General features: G+C 63.0%; 13 protein-coding genes and 1 pseudogene. 9 read left to right on the plus strand and 5 right to left on the minus strand.

The genetic code is table 11. The features are described 5' to 3' along the window. Positions 1-16: 16 nt before the first annotated feature. Positions 17-1,217, plus strand: a pseudogene (locus tag B0G76_RS37030) (acetyl-CoA C-acyltransferase). A gap of 124 nt (positions 1,218-1,341) precedes the next feature. After that, positions 1,342-2,112 (plus strand): enoyl-CoA hydratase, encoded by a 771-nt coding sequence (locus B0G76_RS37035; protein ID WP_120297660.1) that lies wholly within the window; start codon positions 1,342-1,344, stop codon positions 2,110-2,112. A 59-nt stretch (positions 2,113-2,171) separates the two neighbouring features. On the opposite strand, the gene fdhD is transcribed toward B0G76_RS37035, so the two are convergent. Beyond that, positions 2,172-3,011: a formate dehydrogenase accessory sulfurtransferase FdhD gene (fdhD, locus tag B0G76_RS37040; RefSeq protein ID WP_120297661.1), complete on the minus strand. Its 840-nt coding sequence runs from the start codon at positions 3,009-3,011 to the stop codon at positions 2,172-2,174. A 158-nt stretch (positions 3,012-3,169) separates the two neighbouring features. Between fdhD and B0G76_RS37045 the strand changes: the two genes are divergently transcribed. Continuing rightward, the gene (locus B0G76_RS37045; protein WP_120297662.1) at positions 3,170-3,646 is read left to right on the plus strand and encodes a nitrate reductase associated protein; all 477 of its coding nucleotides are present in this window, start codon (positions 3,170-3,172) and stop codon (positions 3,644-3,646) included. A gap of 192 nt (positions 3,647-3,838) precedes the next feature. Further along, a complete protein-coding gene (locus B0G76_RS37050; protein WP_120297663.1) occupies positions 3,839-6,949 on the plus strand; it encodes an EAL domain-containing protein in 3,111 nt (1,036 codons plus the stop codon). Between the two features lie 48 nt (positions 6,950-6,997). Here B0G76_RS37050 and B0G76_RS37055 read toward each other — a convergent pair whose 3' ends face one another. After that, positions 6,998-7,594, minus strand: coding sequence for a glutathione S-transferase (locus tag B0G76_RS37055; RefSeq protein ID WP_120297664.1), 597 nt, complete (start codon positions 7,592-7,594; stop codon positions 6,998-7,000). Between the two features lie 176 nt (positions 7,595-7,770). Between B0G76_RS37055 and B0G76_RS37060 the strand changes: the two genes are divergently transcribed. Both B0G76_RS37060 and B0G76_RS37065 read left to right on the plus strand, forming a co-directional pair. Beyond that, entirely contained in the window at positions 7,771-8,676 is a 906-nt protein-coding gene (locus B0G76_RS37060) for a LysR substrate-binding domain-containing protein (protein ID WP_120297665.1), read from the plus strand. A gap of 214 nt (positions 8,677-8,890) precedes the next feature. Beyond that, positions 8,891-9,226: a DUF4148 domain-containing protein gene (locus B0G76_RS37065; RefSeq protein ID WP_120297666.1), complete on the plus strand. Its 336-nt coding sequence runs from the start codon at positions 8,891-8,893 to the stop codon at positions 9,224-9,226. Positions 9,227-9,387: 161 nt separating this feature from the next. Here the strand turns inward: B0G76_RS37065 and B0G76_RS37070 are convergent, their stop codons facing one another. Next, positions 9,388-9,783, minus strand: a complete 396-nt coding sequence (locus tag B0G76_RS37070) for an acyl-CoA thioesterase (protein WP_120297667.1) — start codon at positions 9,781-9,783, stop codon at positions 9,388-9,390. Between the two features lie 296 nt (positions 9,784-10,079). On the opposite strand from B0G76_RS37070, the gene B0G76_RS37075 reads away from it, so the two are divergent. Then, a complete protein-coding gene (locus B0G76_RS37075; protein ID WP_120297668.1) occupies positions 10,080-11,960 on the plus strand; it encodes an ABC transporter ATP-binding protein/permease in 1,881 nt (626 codons plus the stop codon). Between the two features lie 166 nt (positions 11,961-12,126). On the opposite strand, the gene murU is transcribed toward B0G76_RS37075, so the two are convergent. Continuing rightward, positions 12,127-12,840, minus strand: a complete 714-nt coding sequence (gene murU, locus B0G76_RS37080; RefSeq protein WP_120297669.1) for an N-acetylmuramate alpha-1-phosphate uridylyltransferase MurU — start codon at positions 12,838-12,840, stop codon at positions 12,127-12,129. A 3-nt stretch (positions 12,841-12,843) separates the two neighbouring features. Beyond that, on the minus strand, positions 12,844-13,923 hold the full coding sequence (locus B0G76_RS37085) for an aminoglycoside phosphotransferase family protein (protein WP_120297670.1): 1,080 nt from the start codon (positions 13,921-13,923) through the stop codon (positions 12,844-12,846). A 222-nt stretch (positions 13,924-14,145) separates the two neighbouring features. On the opposite strand from B0G76_RS37085, the gene B0G76_RS37090 reads away from it, so the two are divergent. Continuing rightward, complete coding sequence (locus B0G76_RS37090) at positions 14,146-16,503, plus strand: LPS-assembly protein LptD (protein WP_120297671.1); 2,358 nt, start codon at positions 14,146-14,148, stop codon at positions 16,501-16,503. Between the two features lie 67 nt (positions 16,504-16,570). Further along, positions 16,571-17,935 carry a peptidylprolyl isomerase gene (locus B0G76_RS37095; protein ID WP_120298076.1) on the plus strand — a complete coding sequence of 455 codons (1,365 nt, stop codon included), beginning with the start codon at positions 16,571-16,573 and terminating at the stop codon, positions 17,933-17,935. Positions 17,936-17,939: the final 4 nt, after the last annotated feature.

A 17,939-nucleotide genomic window follows, 5' to 3' on the forward strand; every position in this document is an offset into this window, starting at 1 on the left:
GAGACAGGAGCCTCAAATGACAAAGCAATTGCAAGACGCATACATCGTCGCCGCGAGCCGTACGCCGATCGGCAAGGCGCCGCGCGGGATGTTCAAGAACACGCGCCCGGACGAACTGCTGGTGCACGCGATCAGGTCGGCCGTGGCGCAAGTGCCCGGCCTCGATACCAAGGTGATCGAAGACGCCATCATCGGCTGCGCGATTCCGGAAGCAGAGCAAGGCCTCAACGTCGCGCGGATGGGCGCGCTGCTGGCGGGACTGCCGAACTCGGTCGGCGGTGTCACGGTGAACCGCTTCTGCGCGTCAGGTTTGACGGCGCTGGCGATGGCCGCTGACCGTATCCGCGTAGGTGAATCCGATGTGATGATCGCGGGCGGCTGCGAATCCATGAGCATGGTGCCGATGATGGGCAACAAGCCGTCGATGTCGCCGCACATCTTCGATCGCAACGAAGACATCGGCATCGCCTACGGCATGGGCCTGACGGCCGAGAAGGTCGCCGAGCGCTGGAAGATCAGCCGCGAAGCGCAAGACGCGTTCTCGGTCGAATCGCACCGTCGCGCCATCGCCGCGCAGCAAGCTGGCGAATTCAACGACGAAATCGCCGCGTACACGATCACCGAGCGTTTTCCCCGACCTCGCCACCGGCGAAGTGCGCATCAAGACGCGTGAAGTTTCGCTCGACGAAGGTCCGCGTGGCGACACGTCGATGGAAGGCCTGGCCAAGCTGCGCACCGTGTTCGCCAACAAGGGTTCGGTGACGGCGGGCAACAGCTCGCAGACGTCGGACGGCGCGGGCGCGTTGATCGTCGTGTCGGAAAAGATGCTGAAGGAATTCAACCTGACGCCGCTCGCCCGTTTCGTCAGCTTCGCCGTGCGCGGCGTGCCGCCGGAAATCATGGGTATCGGTCCGAAGGAAGCGATTCCGGCCGCACTGAAGGCTGCCGGCCTGAAGATCGAGGACATGGACTGGATCGAACTGAATGAAGCGTTCGCCGCGCAATCGCTGGCGGTGATTCAGGACCTCGGTCTCGATCCGTCGAAGATCAACCCGCTGGGCGGCGCGATCGCACTCGGCCACCCGCTGGGCGCGACCGGCGCGATCCGTGCGTCGACGGTTGTGCACGGCCTGCGCCGTCGCAACTTCAAGTACGGCATGGTGACCATGTGCGTCGGCACCGGCATGGGTGCGGCGGGCATCATCGAACGTCTGTAATCGTGTTTGCCGGGGTCCCCGCAGTGATCCTCGTAGTGACCACCCAGGGACCGCCGAAACGGTTCGCAGGCCGCTTGGCTTGCGAACCGTTTTTTCATTCAGCAGCAACCAGGAGTACGAGAAGATGACAATGGATATTCTGGTCGAGCGCGCCGACGGCGTGCTGACGATTGCCTTCAACCGGCCCGACAGGAAAAACGCGATTACGGCCGCGATGTATCAGACGATGGCCGACGCACTCGTCGAAGCGCATGGCGATGCATCGATTCGGGCGATTCTGATTCGTGGCAGCGCCGGTATCTTCAGTGCCGGCAACGATCTCGAAGACTTCATGAAGACGCCGCCGGACGGCGAAAACGCGCCGGTATTCCAGTTCCTGCGTGCCATCAGTTCGGCGGAAAAGCCGGTAGTGGCGTCGGTGGCGGGGCCGGCGGTCGGCATCGGCACGACGCTTCTCTTGCACTGCGATCTGGTTTATGCCGCGAATACAGCGAGCTTTTCGCTGCCGTTCACGCAACTTGGGTTGTGTCCGGAAGCCGCGTCGAGTTTGCTGTTGCAGCGCGTGGGCGGTTATCAGGCCGCAGCGGAAAAGCTGCTGCTCGGCGAAGCTTTCGACGCCGCCGAAGCGCAACGCATGGGCTTCGTGAACCGCGTGCTGCCCGCGGCTGAAGTCGATGCGTTCGCCGCCGCGCAAGCGGCGAAGCTGGCGGCGCTGCCGGCGTCGTCGCTGCGGGTGACGAAGAGCCTGATGAAGCGAGCGAGCCAACAGGCAGTGCAGACGCAGATGGCCGAAGAGGCAGTTCACTTCGGCAAGATGCTGCTCGCGCCGGAAGCGCGCGAGGCGTTCAAGGCGTTCTTCGAGAAGCGCAAGCCGGACTTCCGGCAGTTCGATTGATCTGGCTCTGGCTGCTGTAAGGCTCAGGCGCCTGAAAATATTTCAGGCGCCCGAAGCGCTCAAGGTTGCGCCGGCTGCAAGGTGTCGTAGTCGACGTAGCTGGTTTCCCGGCAAAAGCTGACAAGGCGCACCCCCGCTTTGCGGGCAATCGCAATCGCCAGCGACGACGGCGCCGAAATCGTCGCGACCATCGGCACGTCGACACGCGCCGCTTTGCGCACCAGCTCGTAGCTGGCGCGGCTCGACAAAAACACGAACCCCTCTTTGGTATCCGCTCGGTCGAGCACCAGCTGGCCGATCAGCTTGTCGAGCGCGTTGTGACGGCCGACGTCTTCGAACGCGTAGCGAATCGCGCCTGCCGCGTCGCACCATGCGGCGGCGTGCAGGCCGCCGGTCAGGCGCGTCAGGGCCTGGTGTTCCGGCAACTCGCGCGCGGCACGCGCGATCGCATCCGGCGCGAGCCGTTGCAGAAAGCCGGTGTCGGGCACACGTTCCGGTTTGAGATCCAGCAGATCGATGCTTTCGATCCCGCATACGCCGCAGCCGGTGCGCCCGGCGAGCGCGCGGCGCTTTTCCTTCAGCGCGACGAACGCTTGCTGCACCACTTTCAATTGCACTTCGGCATGCGGCAATTCGTCATCGTCGTGCAGCTCGACCTCGATGTCCTGAATGTCACTGCCGCGTTCCACGATCCCTTCCGAAATCGCAAAACCGACCGCGAACGCTTCCAGATCGCGCGGCGTGCACATCATCACCGCGTGCGAGATGCCGTTGAAGACGAGCGCCACCGGCCACTCCTGACCGACGTGATCGGTGACGGTTTCGACCGCCGCGCCGCGATGCCGGTGCACCTGGCGCTCCACGGCGCCCGGCTGCCCGGCGGTTTCCAGTTCGTTCAAGCTACTTCACTCCTTTCATGCGGCGCGCGTTTGAGCGGCTTGCAGCCTTGTCCGGCAACGCGAAGCGGTGCCAGACCACGCTGCTATCGCGCAAATAAGGTTCTAAAATACCTCAAGCTGGGCTTGAGCGTTGCCCGCCACCAAAGAGGATGACTGTCATGGCACTCAACGAAGCACCGCTGCTGTTCAACTTCGAAGTCGCGTCGTCGGAGAATTTCACCTACATCCCGATGTCGGTGCGCTTCAATCTCGACCGCTTCGGGCTGCGCATCACGCTCGCGCAGTGGCAGTTGCTGCCGCTCGAAGACCGCAAGCTGCTGGCGCGATTTCCGGTCGAGGAAGACGCGGAAATCGAGCCGAATTTCGACCACGCGCTGTTCGAGATGCTGCGCACGCATGCGAATGTCGAGCCGGACTGGTTTACGCCTGAGGAAGCACCTGCCTGGCGCCGCACCGATGCCGTACCGGAAGATGTTGCACACCAGGCGGGACTCGCCGGCTTGCCCACGCCGGGCGTCGCCCAATGGGCCGAACTTGGGCCGTTCAAGCGCTACGTGCTCGCCAAATTGTCGCGCAAGCCGGAAGGCAACCACGACTTCATCCCCGCGATGAAGGAATTTGGAGCGGCCGGCTAGGCGCGGCCGGCCAGGTGCGACCGGCCAGGTGCGACCGGCCAGGCACGAATTTTTTCACCTCACACCCTTAATCTGTTCCGAACCCTGCCGTTATCCATGGGTTGGCGCGTAAAAAGACTCGAATCGATGCGACCCGACGCACCGAACGCGACCCCGTGCTCCCGCCCTCAGAACGATTGACGTTCGGAACCCATGACTCCTTTTTTATCGAAGCGGCTGCTGATCAATCTGGCAGTCGTCGCCGCTGCGGTCGGCGCGAACGCGTTCGTCGCTTATACGCAGATTTGCGGCCAGCGCGACGCTGACGCGCGCATGTTGCGCTCGACGAGCGTGCGTCAGCATCTCGACGCCTACCATACGGCGCTGGATAGCGGGCTAGCCGCGCTCGGCCGTTTCGAAGCCTCGGGTGAGGCCGCACCGGTCAACGAGGCCGCTGCCATGGCGACCTCGCTGACCGGTCTGGAGCGCGAGTTGCGCAAAGAACTCGCGGACGAACCGGTCCTGCTCGACACGCTCGCCAAACTGAGTACGGACAGTCACGCGCTGCAACACGATATCGACGATGCGCTGTTGAAGAGCGCCCGCGCGACGCCGAACGAATCGCGCGCGTGGGCGGCATCGACCTACACGCATCTCGGGCTGGGCCTCGGCCGGGTGGAAGCCGGTCTGACGGTGTTGCGCAAGCAGGAGAATGAGGTGTTGCAGGCGTCGCTTGCGGCCTCCGCGAACGAAACCCAGCGCGCCATGTTTCTGCTGATCGTGACGATGCTTGCCGGCAGCGCACTTCTGATCTTCACGTTCGGCGCCCGCGAAAGCCGTGCGCGCGAGAAACTGCGGACCGTCCGCGCGCTCAGCCGCCACGACGAGCGTTTTCGCGGCCTGTTCGACGATCATCCGGTGCCGATGTACATCTTCGAGCGCGAGACGCTGCGCTTTCTCGCGGTCAATGCGGCCGCGATCCAGCAATACGGTTACTCGGAAAGCGAATTTCTCGGCATGACGATTCGCGCGATCCGGCCAAATGGCGAAATCTCGCGCCTCGAATCGCATCTGCAGCGCAGCGACATCCCGCATCAGGGCCGCACGATGGCGGGTGTCTGGCATCACCGGCGCAAGGACGGGTCGATGATCAGCGCCGACATTTCGTATCACGCGCTCAACTTCATGGGCCGCGCCGCCTTCTTCGTGCTGGCCGACGACGTCACCGAACAGATCAACGCCGAAGCCGAAGCGCAGCGTTCGAACCAGATGCTCGAGACGGTGATCGACAACATTCCGCAGCGGATTTTCTGGAAGGATCAGGCATCGCGCTATCTTGGCTGCAATATGGCGTTCGCGCGCGATGCGGGGCTCTCCTACCCTGAGCAGGTGGTCGGCAAGAGCGACAGCGATATGCCCTGGCGCGCCTTCGCCGGCCTGCTGAACGAGCACGATAAAGAGGTGGTGACCACCGGCGTGCCGAAGATGAATTTCGAGGTCGACCTGGTGATCGACGGCGTGCATCGCACCACGGTCACGAGCAAGCTGCCGTTTACCGACAGCGACGGCCGCGTGATCGGCGTCCTCGGGTCCTACACGGACATTACCGAGCGCAAGCGCGCCGATCTGGCCTTGCGTTTGCAAAGCCGCGCGCTCGATGCCAGCGTCAACGCGATTCTGATTACCGCGCCGTCGCCGTCAGGCAATCTGATCGAATACGTGAACCCCGCGTTCATGCGCATCACCGGTTACGATCCCGCCGAAGTGATCGGTCACGATTGCCGGGTGCTGCAACGCGACGATCGCGAGCAGGAAGGCGTCGCGCTGATCCGCCAGGCGCTGGCCGCGAACCGCGAGGTGAGCGCCGTGGTGCGCAACTATCGCAAGGACGGCGCGCTGTTCTGGAATCAGCTGTTCATCGCACCGGTGCCGAACGCAGAGGGTGTGATCACGCATCACATTGGCGTGATCAATGATGTGACGGATCTGATTCGCTATCAGGAGCAGCTCGAATACCAGGCCAACTATGACAGTCTCACGCGGCTGCCGAATCGCAACCTGCTGCGCGATCGCCTGCAGCACGCGTTGATTGTCGCGCAGCGGCATCACAAGGGCGTCGCGGTGGTGTTCATCGATCTGGATGGCTTCAAGAACGTCAACGACAGCCTCGGCCATAGCGTCGGCGACCGCTTGCTGGGCGTGGTGGCGGAGCGGCTCGCACGCTGCACGCGAACCAGCGACACGGTCGCGCGGCACGGCGGCGACGAGTTCGTGATCGTGATGACCGATACCGTCGACGAGCAGTCGCTGATCGCGTGGATGGAGCGAGTGCGCGCGTCGATTTCCGAGCCGGTGTGGCTCGACGGCACCGAGCTGTATGTCGGCTGCAGCATGGGCGCGAGCCTCTTCCCGCAGGACGGCGAAGACGCGGAAACGCTGGTGAAAAAGGCCGACCTCGCGATGTATCGCGCGAAGGACATGGGCCGCAATACGTTCCAGTTCTACCAGCCGGAGATGAACGCGAGCGCGGGTGCGCGCCTGAATCTCGAACGGCGTTTGCGCCGCGCGTTGCGTGACAACGAATTCCTGCTGCACTACCAGCCGCAGGTCGATATCGGGAGCGGGCAGATCGTCGGCACCGAGGCGCTGGTGCGCTGGCGGGATCCGGAAGTCGGATTGGTGCTGCCGTCGTTGTTCATTCCGGTTGCCGAGGAGAGCGGCTTGATCGGCCCGCTGTCGGAATGGGTGCTACGTGAGGCGTGTCGCCAGAACAAGGCGTGGCAGGACGAAGGCTTGCCGCCGGCGCGAGTCTCGGTCAATCTGTCGGCGCGGGTTTTTCAGCAGCGCGATATCGCGAAGCTCGTCATGCAGGTGCTTGCCGAGACGGGGCTCGAGCCGCAGTACCTCGAACTCGAACTCACCGAAAGCACCATCATGCGCAATGCCGAGGAGGCGGTGTCGATGCTCAACGAACTGCACGCGCTCGGCATCGGCCTTGCCATCGACGACTTCGGCACCGGCTATTCGAGTCTCAGCTATCTGAAGCGCTTCCCGGTGGACCGGTTGAAGATCGACCGCTCGTTCGTGTCGGATATCGGCGTGTCGGGCGACGACGAAACGATCACCTCGGCGATCATCGCGCTCGCGCATTCGCTGAAATTGCAGGTGATCGCCGAGGGCGTGGAGACGTTGGCGCAACTCGACTTCCTGAAAGAACGCGCTTGCGACGAAATGCAGGGCTACTACTTTGCCAAGCCGTTGTCGACGGACGCGATCTCCGCGCTGCTGCAAGGCGGGGTGGGGCGCACCGTGGAGGCGGTTTAAGCGCGCCACCCCGCGCCACCCCGTGCGACCGCTTCGCCCGCGGGCTGCTTACTTCGCTGGTGTGCTGAGGAAAACCGGCAACTGTTCGGCCGCTTCCGAAAACGCCTGCAGGTGGGGATGCGCTGCCTTGGTGACGATCTCCGACAGGAACATCTGCGTGAAATTCCACGCGACGGCCACCGCTACGTCCACCGCACCGAAGTGGTTCGGTTCGACCGGCAGCGCCGCCGCCGCGAGTTCCTCTTCGAGTTCGCGGTAAGCGGCGTGCAATTGCTCGGTCACGCGATCGACCCACGGCTCATGCTGTTTCTCCGCCGGACGCAGATTGCGTTCGTACACGATCTGCACGCTCTTTTCGCAAGCGGCCAGCGCGAGGCCCGTGAGGCGCGCGGCGCGCATGCAGTGTTGCGGTTGTGACGGGAAGATCCGCTGATCTGGCGCTAGCGTGGCGGCGTACTGCAAGATCACCGTCGAGTCCATCACGCTCTGGCCGTTGTCGAGGATCAGGGTCGGCGCTTTCACAACCGGGTTGATCTTCGCGAACGCGTCATACATGCGGAACACGGAAATCGACTGGTGCTCGAAGTCGAGTTTCAGCAACTTCAGGCAGATAGCGACGCGGCGCACGTAGGGCGAATCCAGCATTCCAATCAGTTTTCATCTCATTCCCGTTAGAAGATCTATATGGCTGGCCCGAGCGGGCGAGTGGGCGGCGGCTTGCTTGCCGGGTGGTGCTTGTAGAGCATTGAAACAATAGACTAACCGGCTTGCCGTGGCAAAAAAAGCAACATTAATCGACGGTTTGCGTCAGAATTTCTTACATGAAGCCCATTCCGCCGCTGACCGCTCTGCGCTGCTTCGAGGCCGTCGCCCGGCTCGGCGGTGTCACGCCGGCAGCGCGGGAGTTGCATGTCACCCATTCGGCGGTCAGTCAGCAGATCAAGGTGCTGGAAGAGTCGATGGGCGTCGCATTGTTCCTGCGCGAAGCGCGTGGCTTGCGGCTCACCGACGAAGGCCGGTTCTACGCCCTCGATATACGCGCGGCGCTGCACGACATCAGTCAGGCGACCCGCCGTGTGCAGGCGCGCCCACTCGAAAGCGAGCTGGTGATCGCGACCTTGCCGTCGTTCGCGCAGCACTGGCTCGTGCCGCGCCTCGCGAGCTTCCGCGAGGCGCATCCGTACTATCGCGTGCGCCTCGTGACCAATCTGCAGATCGACGACTTTCGTCAGAGCATAAGCGACATCGGTATTCGCATGGGGCAGGGGTATTGGCCCGATGTCGCGCAGCAAAAACTGTTCGACGACGACATGCTCGTGGTTGCGGCACCGCATTTCGCGCTCGGGCCGCACGGTCGTTTTCCGCGCACGGCCGAGGATGTGCTCGCGTGTCCGCTGATCTCGAGCCCCGATGCGCCGTGGAGCGAATGGTGCCGGGCGGCGCAAGTGGCCGAGCCGGCCGCTGAAGCCTGGGTGTTGTCGGCGAACGATTCGAACATCGTGATTGGCGCCGTGTTGCTCGGGCAGGGCGTCGCGCTCGAGCGGCGCAGCCTGGTCGCGCATGCGCTGGCGCGGGGCGACCTGGTGCAGATCACCGACATCCGCGTGCCGTATCGCTATCCGTACTGGCTGGTGTGGCAGCAACGCGAGATCCTGAACGCGAAACAGGCGCATTTCGCACAGTGGATCGACGCGCAGGTCGAGGTGTACTTGCGCAGCGGCGTTTGAGATGCTGGGCCGATTGGCGCGCGCAGGCCGCCTGGCGGGGGGGATTACCGGTATCCGGGCGGGTGGCAGTCGTATATATTCGGGATTCCCATCTCAGACTTCACCGGGAACCACGAAGCATCGATTCACGTGGCGTTGCGCCCGCCTTTCGCTGCTTGCACTCTGTTATGGGCGTTTCGCCGTCGAATATCTGCCAATACGACTGGAGAGAAAAATGACGACTTCACCGACAAAAAAATGGGCTGTGCTGCTGGCATCGGTTGTACTGAGCGTGGCTTCTGTTGCAGCGGCGTTCGCGCAAAGCGGCGCAAGTGCGCCGGCGGGCGATGAAGCCAATGCCGCCATGGCCGCCAAGCCGTCGGCCGCATCCAAGGCAGCCGCCAAGGCGCAACGCAAGGCCGCCCGCAAGGAAGCGCGCGCGAAAAAGAACGCCGAGCTGAAGCAACTGGAGAGCAACGGGTATAACCCGTCGCGTAACGATCCGAACTATCCGACGGACCTCCAGAACGCGCAGAAGAAGGCAGGGATAGGCGCTGCGGCGAGTCAGTAACGGCTACGGCTGGAGGGTGCCGGACTGGTTAGGTTTGCGCTGGGGAGCCAGGCAGATTCGATCTGGACAATGCAACCTGGACAATGCAACCCGGCAAGCACAAGGTATGAAGCTCAACGAGGCGCTCAGGCGCCTCGTTTTCATTCAAGGTCCGCTGCTGCTCAGTCCAGTACCGGCAGCGCGCGCGGGCGGCGGTCGCTATCGGTTGCGACGTAGGTCAGGGTCGCCTCGGTGACCTTCACGACGTCTTCGGTCAGGCTCATGCGTTGCGCGTAAACCTCGACCGCCACCGTGACCGACGTGTTGCCGGTCTTGACGATATCCGCGTAAAAACTCAGCAGATCGCCGACGAACACGGGCTGCTTGAAGACGAACGAATTGACCGCAATGGTCGCCACCCGCCCATTGGCACGGCGGCTTGCCGGAATCGAACCGGCGATATCCACTTGCGCCATGATCCAGCCGCCGAACACGTCGCCGTGGACATTCGCGTCCGACGGTTGCGGCACGACGCGCAGTGCGCAATGCTTTTGCGGAAGTTGAAGGAGATTGGTCATCGGGGCACCCTTGAAATTCGTAATGGCTCGGTCGGTCCGACCAGCAGGCGGGGGATTTCACGACAACTGCACCACACGGTGGCACGACACAGTCGGTCGGCCGACATGCAACCGGCGGCCGGACAGCCGATGAAAAGCGGCGCCAGCCAGCTTCTGCGACAATAGAAAGATCAGGAATTGTACGGGAAAGCGCCCAGCCAGGTCGCGCGACATGCAGCAGAGTGCGGGGATTGCACGCTGCCGGTCGGCGCGCCGCTGCGAACTCCGTCGCTTCCACACTCTCCCCAGCCGATCCCATGCGCCGCACGCCCTCGTCCGAACCTTCCCCGATCTCCACCCAGCCGCGCAATGACTGGCAAACGATCCTGTCGCTGCTGCCCTACCTTGCCACCTATAAATGGCGCGTCGGCTTTGCGCTGAGCTGCCTGATCGGCGCGAAGGTCGCCAATCTCGGCGTACCGATCGTGATGAAACGGATCGTCGACAGCCTCGCTTCGGTGCAGCATCTCACCGCGCTCGGCCGCGCGCACGATTCGCCTGGCATCGTGCTGCTGGGCGGCATCGGTTTGCTGGTGGTCGCCTATGCCGTGGTGCGGCTGTCCACCTCGCTGTTTACCGAGCTGCGCGAGATCCTGTTTTCGAAGGTGACCGAAAGCGCGGTACGCCAACTCGCGCTGAAAGTGTTCCGCCATTTGCACGCGCTGTCATTGCGCTTCCATCTTGAGCGGCAGACGGGCGGCATGTCGCGCGATATCGAACGCGGCACGCGCGGCATCACGCAACTGATTTCGTATTCGCTGTACAGCATCCTGCCGACGCTGGTTGAAGTCGGGCTCGTGCTGGGATTCTTTGTCGTCAAATATGAGGCGTACTACGCGATCGTCACGTTCATTGCGCTCGCCGTGTACATCACGTTCACCGTGAAAGTCACCGAATGGCGCACGCATTTTCGCCGTACGATGAACGATCTCGATTCAAAGGCGAATTCGCGCGCGATCGATTCGCTGCTCAACTACGAGACCGTGAAGTACTTCGGCAACGAAGAGTGGGAAGCGCACCGTTACGACGAAAATCTCAAGCGCTATCGCACGGCCGCGATCAAATCGCAGCGTTCGCTGTCGGCGCTGAACTTCGGGCAGCAGGCGATCATCGGCACGGGTCTCGTGTTCATTCTGTGGCGCGCAACCGAAGGCGTGATGGCCGGGCGCCTCACGCTCGGCGATCTGGTGCTGATCAACACGTTCATGTTGCAGCTCTATATACCGCTGAATTTTCTCGGCGTCGTGTATCGCGAATTGAAGCAAAGCCTCACTGATATGGACCGCATGTTCACACTGCTCGGCGCGGCCCAGGAAGTACCCGATATGCCGGACGCGCCCGCGCTGCGGGTGAGCGGTGCGCAGGTGCGCTTCGAGAGTGTGAACTTTTCGTATGAGCCGGCGCGGCAGATTCTGCACGACGTGAGCTTCACGATTCCGGCGGGCAGCACTACGGCAGTGGTCGGCCATAGCGGGTCGGGCAAATCGACGCTCGCGCGGTTGATATTCCGCTTCTACGATCTGGATCGCGCAACGGGCGGTGCGATCACCATCGACGGTCAGGATATTCGCGACGTCACGCAGGATTCGTTGCGTGCCTCGATCGGCATCGTGCCGCAGGATACCGTGCTGTTCAACGATTCGATCTACTACAACATCGCTTACGGCCGCCCGTCGGCGACGCGCGAGGAAGTCATCGCGGCGGCGCGTGCAGCGCATATTCACGACTTCATCGAAGGGCTGCCGAAGGGGTACGAGACACCGGTCGGCGAGCGTGGCCTGAAGTTGTCCGGCGGTGAAAAACAACGCGTTGCGATTGCGCGGACCATCCTCAAGAATCCGCCGATCCTGCTGTTCGACGAAGCGACTTCGGCACTCGATTCCCGTTCGGAGCGCGCGATCCAGCATGAGCTCGATCAGATCGCCCGCGAGCGCACGACGCTGATCATCGCGCACCGGCTTTCGACGGTGGTGCACGCACAGCAGATCATCGTGATGGACAAGGGGCGCATCGTCGAGCGCGGGACGCATGCTGAGTTGCTGCAGGCGAACGGATTGTTCGCGCAGATGTGGGCGTTGCAGCAGCAACGTGCCGCGGAGGCGTCGGAGTCGGCGGAAACGGTGGATAGCGGGCGCTGAGCAAGCGGCGGCGGGATGCGCCGCATCTCCCCGTTGGATGAGGCGCTGCACTGGGCATATCGAGTGTGCGCCGCTGGGCGATCGGCGTTGGCCGCTCAGCCTTGGCCGTTGCACGTCGAGTGGCACGCTATCCCGCAGGCGCCGTTCAAGGTAGTGTGATCTGCGATCAGCGTTCGCTCAAACGCTGATCCAACGCCTGTAATTGCGCCGGTGTGCCGACGTTTTCCCACAAGCCTTCGTACAACTCGCCGCTCGCGAGACCACGCGCAATCGTCTCGCGATAGTAAGGCGTGAGCGCGCGCCGCGTGCCGCGCGGCAGATCGCGGAACATGCGCGTGTCGTAGAGACCGATGTTGCCGAATGTGAAGCGCGGTTGCGCATCGAGCGACAGCGTTCCATCGACCAACCCGAAGTCGCCGTTCGGATGAAACGCCGGGTTCGGCACCATCACCAGATGCATGCCGGGCATGGTTAGCGCTGCCAGTGCTTCGGCGCGCGTGGTCAGCGCCGCGTAATCGAAATCCGCGTAGACGTCGCCACTGACCGCGACGAATACTTCGCTCTCGCCCTTGTCTTCGAGCAACGGCAGTGCCTGCACGATTCCACCCGCCGTCTCCAGCGCTTCATGCTCGGCCGAGTAGCGCAGTTGCACGCCCCAGCGCGAACCGTCGCCGAGCGCGGCTTCGATCCGCTCGCCGAGCCACGCATGGTTGATCACAATGGTTTGCAAGCCGGCGCGCGCGAGGCGTTCGATCTGCCACACGATCAACGGCTTGCCGCCCACTTCGAGCAAAGGCTTCGGGCACGTGTCGGTCAACGGACGCATGCGCTCGCCGCGCCCGGCGGCGAAAATCATCGCTTTCTTCAGAGACATCGTCATCGGTCAGAACGTGTAGCCGACTTCATTCGCGCGGCCTTCGAGTTCGTCGAGCAGCTTCGCAAACGGACGCAGCGGTGCATAGCGTTCAGCAACCTTGCGCGCATAACCGATGAAGCGCGGCAGATCCTTCATGTAATGCGGTTTGCCGTCGCGGTAGTTGATCCGGCAGAACAGCCCCAGCACCTTGATGTGCCGTTGCAGCCCCATCCATTCGAGCTGGCGGTAGAACTCGCCGAAATCCGCATCGACCGGCAGGCCCGCTTTCTTCGCGCGCTCCCAGTAGTACACGAAGCAATCCAGCTCGAACTCTTCGTCCCAGTTGAGGAAGGCATCGCGCAGCAACGAGGCGACGTCATACGTGATCGGGCCGGTCACCGCGTCCTGGAAGTCCAGCACGCCGGGATTCACGGGATTGGGCGCGGCCGCGATCAGCAGATTGCGCGGCATGAAATCGCGCAGCATGAACACCTGCGGTTGCGCCCGGGCGCTCGCGATCAGCAGCGCGAAGGTGCGATCGAGCACCCCGCGGGTCTTCTCGTCGACCTCGCGGCCCAGATGGCGGCCGATGAACCACTCCGGCATCAACTCCATCTCGCGGCGCAGGAAGGCTTCGTCGAACGGCTGCAGCACGCCTTCGCGCGACGTGAGCTGCCAGCGGATCAGCGCATCGAGGGCGTCGCGCATCAACGAACGGGCGCGGCGGGGTTCATCCGCGGCTTGCGCCCCGGTCAGCGCGCCGAGGTACGAATCGGTGCCCAGGTCGGTGACGAGCATGAACCCGGCCTCGAAGTCGACCTCCAGCACGCGCGGCACATGCACGTTGGCGGCGTCGAGCAATTGCGCGATTTGCACAAATTCGCGGCACTTTTCGGGCGGCGGGGCATCGACGGCGATCAGGGTGCCGGCGCCTTCGCTTTCCGCCGCCTTACCGGCGAGCCGGAAATAGCGACGAAAACTGGCGTCGGACGAAGCCGGCACAAGCGTGTCGAGTTCGAGCGCATAGCGTGCTGCGTGGGCATTCAGCCAGGCCTCGAGCAGTTCGAGGCGGGCATCTTTGGAGTCTTTGGAGAGGGGCAGCGTCATGAAAACCGGCGGCAAATTCAGAGGGGCAACGTCTTGCCATATAATACCCCACGACTTTTTTGACGCGACTCACGCCAGCTTTCGCGTGTTCCGCTTTACCGCCCGCCTCATCGTTCGACAGATTGTAAATATTGATGTGCAGCCGACTGTCACGGTCGGGATGTGCAGGCGGTGGATCGTGACTGCAAAAGCTGACGGACGGGCCGATTCGCCAAACGATACATGCCGCCTAGACAGCTTTCCCAAACGACTCCCTCTTGTGCCGTAGTGCCGCGCAAAAGGCGGCTCGTCGCGGCGTTGATCGCCGTTCCGGGCCTGATGCCCGCGCTTGCGCACGCCCAGCTGGTGGGGGAAGCCGCGCAGCCGCAACCTATCGACGCGCCCTGGGGCATGCAGCTCGCCCCGCAGCTCGAAGAACATCCGTTGCAGTCAGGCCAGAAACCGGCCACGTTTGTACTCGGCGACACGACGACCGGCACCACCGACCAGGACATGGCCGCAAAGGGCTCGGCCGAGGTGCGGCGCAATACCTTCGTGATCAAGGCCGACGCGCTGCACTACGATCAGGACACGGACATGGCCGACGCATATGGCCAGGTTCACCTGAACAACAACGGCGCGACGTTCGCCGGCCCGGAAGCGCATATGCGGGTGGACTCGAGCGAAGGCTTCATGTCCGCGCCCAAGTATCGCTTCAACGTGACGGGCGGCTCGGGTAGCGCGGAGCGTGTCGACCTGCTCGACAACGAGCGCTCGGTGTTCACGAAGGGTACGTACACGGCGTGCTCCTGCTCGGACAATCCGGCCTGGTACATCAAAGGCAGCGAGTTCGATTTCGATACCGGCGCGGACGAAGGCGTTGCGTACAACGGCGTGCTGTTCTTCCAGGGGCTGCCGGTATTCGCTTCGCCGTGGCTGTCGTTCCCGCTGTCGGGCGAGCGGCGCAGCGGCATCTTGCCGCCCACGTTCTCGGTGAGTTCGTCGAACGGCTTCGAACTATCGGTGCCGTACTACTTCAACATCGCGCCGAATCGCGATCTGACGGTCACACCGCGTCTGATCTCGAAGCGCGGCGTGCAGTTGCAGTCGACCTTCCGTTATCTGTCGCCCACGTATTCCGGCTCGATCACCGGCGAATTCCTGCCGAACGACCGCCTGACGAAGACCAACCGCTACGCGCTGTACATCCAGCACAACCAGAACTTCGGCAACGGGTTCGGCGGCTACATCTACTACAACAAGGTCTCGGACAATACGTATCCGGAAGACCTGTCGTCGTCGGTCAGTCAGTTCCAGAACGGCACCCAGCTCCTGTATCAGCAGGAAGCCGGGTTGACCTATAGCAACGGCCCGTGGTCGGTGCTCGCGCGCGAACAGCACTGGCAGACGCTGACGCCTTCTACGGCGCCGTACGGCCGCGAGCCGCAGTTGAACGTGAAGTACGCGAAGTACAACGTCGGCGGTTTCGACTACGGTGCGGAAGCCGACTACTCGAATTTCCGCATCACCACCGCGGACACGACCCAGGGTCAGCGGGTGATGTTCAACCCGTACCTGTCGTATTCGGTAGTCGGGCCAGGTTACTTCGTTACGCCGAAGGTGCAGTGGCACTTTGCGTCGTACAACCTGAACAATATCGCTACACCCGGCACGCCGAAGAATTTCACCGAGTCGATCCCGACGCTCTCCTTCGACACCGGGCTGATTTTCGACCGTTCGGTGCGGATCTTCGGCGAGGATTACATCCAGACGCTGGAGCCGCGGCTCTACTACGTCTACACGCCGTACCGCAACCAGAACAACGCGCCGCTCTTCGATACGGCCGATTCCGACTTCGGGCTGGCGGAAATCTTCACGCCGAACACGTTTGTCGGCAACGACCGGATCGCCGACGCGAACCGTCTGACCGCGGCGATTACCACGCGCTTCATCAACCCGGCCACGGGCGACGAACGCGCGCGCTTCGTGATCGCGCAGCAGTACTACTTCCAGGATCAGCGCGTCACGCTGCTGCCTACGCAGACCAGCACGCAGGCCACGCATTCGGACCTGATCGCGGGTGCGTCGCTCAAGCTCGGCGCCGGTTTCGCGTCGGAAACGGCGTTCCAATATAATGCCGACAACAACCAGTTGACGAAGACGAGCGTCGGTTTCGGGTTCAGCCCGGCCAGCGGCAAGGTGATCAATGTTGCGTATCGCTACACCCGCGCGAACACCACGCTGGATAACCAGCCGATCAACCAGGTGCTGATTTCGGGGCAGTGGCCGCTAACACGCCATGTGTACGGGGTGGGCCGCTTCAATTACGACCTGGGCGGGCACCGGATCGTCGACGGTCTGGTCGGCTTGCAATACGACGCCGACTGCTGGACGCTCGGCGCCGGGATCCAGCGCTATGCGAACGGTCTGAATACCTCGGGGCAGAATCAGTCGAGCACGCGGTTTCTCGCGCAGTTGACGTTCAAGGGCTTGTCGAGCGTCGACAACGGTCTGATTTCCGCGTTCCGCACCAGCGTGGCGGGCTATACGCCGCTGCCGCCGCCGCCGCCGCCGGAAGCGCGTTTCACCAATTACGAATGACGCTCGCCCGATCATTTATAGAATGCGAAAAGACGGGCCAGGCGCGCCCGACATCATTGGAGTATCTGTGGCAATCATGAAAAAGCTTCGCTTGGCAACGCTTGCGGCCGGTCTTGCCGCCGTCGCGTCTTTCCTGTCAGTCGCGCCGGTTCAGGCGCAGGCGCTGTCGCCCGGCAATAACGGCCAGACTGTCGACACCATCGCCGCAGTGGTCAACAACGGTGTCATCACGCGGCGCGAGCTCGACGAGCGCATCGGCCTGATCACCCGCCGGCTGAACCAGCAGAACGCGCCGGTCCCGCCGATGGACCAGTTGCGCCAGCAGGTGCTCAACCAGATGGTGCTGGAACGCATCCAGTTGCAGAAGGCGAAAGAAGACGGCATCAACATCGATGACGCCGCCGTGCAAAAAACGCTCGAGCGGCTCGCGCAGGCGAACAACATGACGCTCGACATGTATCGCTCGCGTATCGAGGCGCAAGGCGTGCCCTGGACCACCTTCACGAGTGACGCGCGCACCGAACTCACGCTCTCGCGTCTGCGTGAGAAGGAAGTGGACAGCAAGGTCACAGTGTCGGACGCCGAGGTCGCGAACTACATCGCCAGCCAGCGCGGCCCGAACTCCGGCCTGACAAGCGATCTGCACCTGCAGCACATCTTCGTGAAGGCGCCGCTGAACGCGTCGGAAACCGACATTGAAGCCGCGCAGCAAAAGTCCCAGGCCTTGCTGGCGGAAGCCAAGGGCGGCGCCAACTTCGAAAAGCTGGCGAAGTCGAATTCGCAAGCGCCGGATGCGTCGAAAGGCGGCGATACAGGTTTCGTGCCGCCGTCCAAACTGCCGCCTGAGTTCGTCAAGGCCGCCTCGGCGCTGCGCCCGGGCCAGGTCAGTCCGGATCTGATCCGTACCAACGACGGCTTCGAAATTGTGCGCCTCGTCGATCGTCGCGCGGGCCAGGGCACCAGCTCCGATGCGCCGAAGCTTGTGCAGACGCACGTTCGCCACATCCTGATCCGCGTCGGCGACGGCATGTCCGAGCCGCAAGCGCGTCAGAAGCTGCTCGAAATCAAGAACCAGATCGCCGCAGGCGGCGACTTCGCGAAGTTCGCCCACACCTACTCGCAAGACGGTTCGTCGTCGCAAGGCGGCGACCTCGGCTGGATCAGCCCCGGCGAGACCGTGCCGGAATTCGAGCGCGCCATGAACAACCTGCAGGACGGTCAGATCAGCGACCCCGTACGCAGCGAATACGGCTATCACCTGATTCAGGTGCTGGGCCGCCGCGAATCGGAAGGCTCGGTTTCGCAGCAGATGGATCTGGCGCGTCAGGCGATCGGTCAGCGCAAGGCGGAGCAGGCCTATGCAGACTGGCTGCGCGAATTGCGCGACACTGCCTACGTGGAAGTGAAGCCGACTCTGTCGAGCATGCAATAACGTC

Origin of the sequence: Paraburkholderia sp. BL23I1N1 (genome assembly GCF_003610295.1) — a bacterium.
GTDB lineage: Bacteria > Pseudomonadota > Gammaproteobacteria > Burkholderiales > Burkholderiaceae > Paraburkholderia.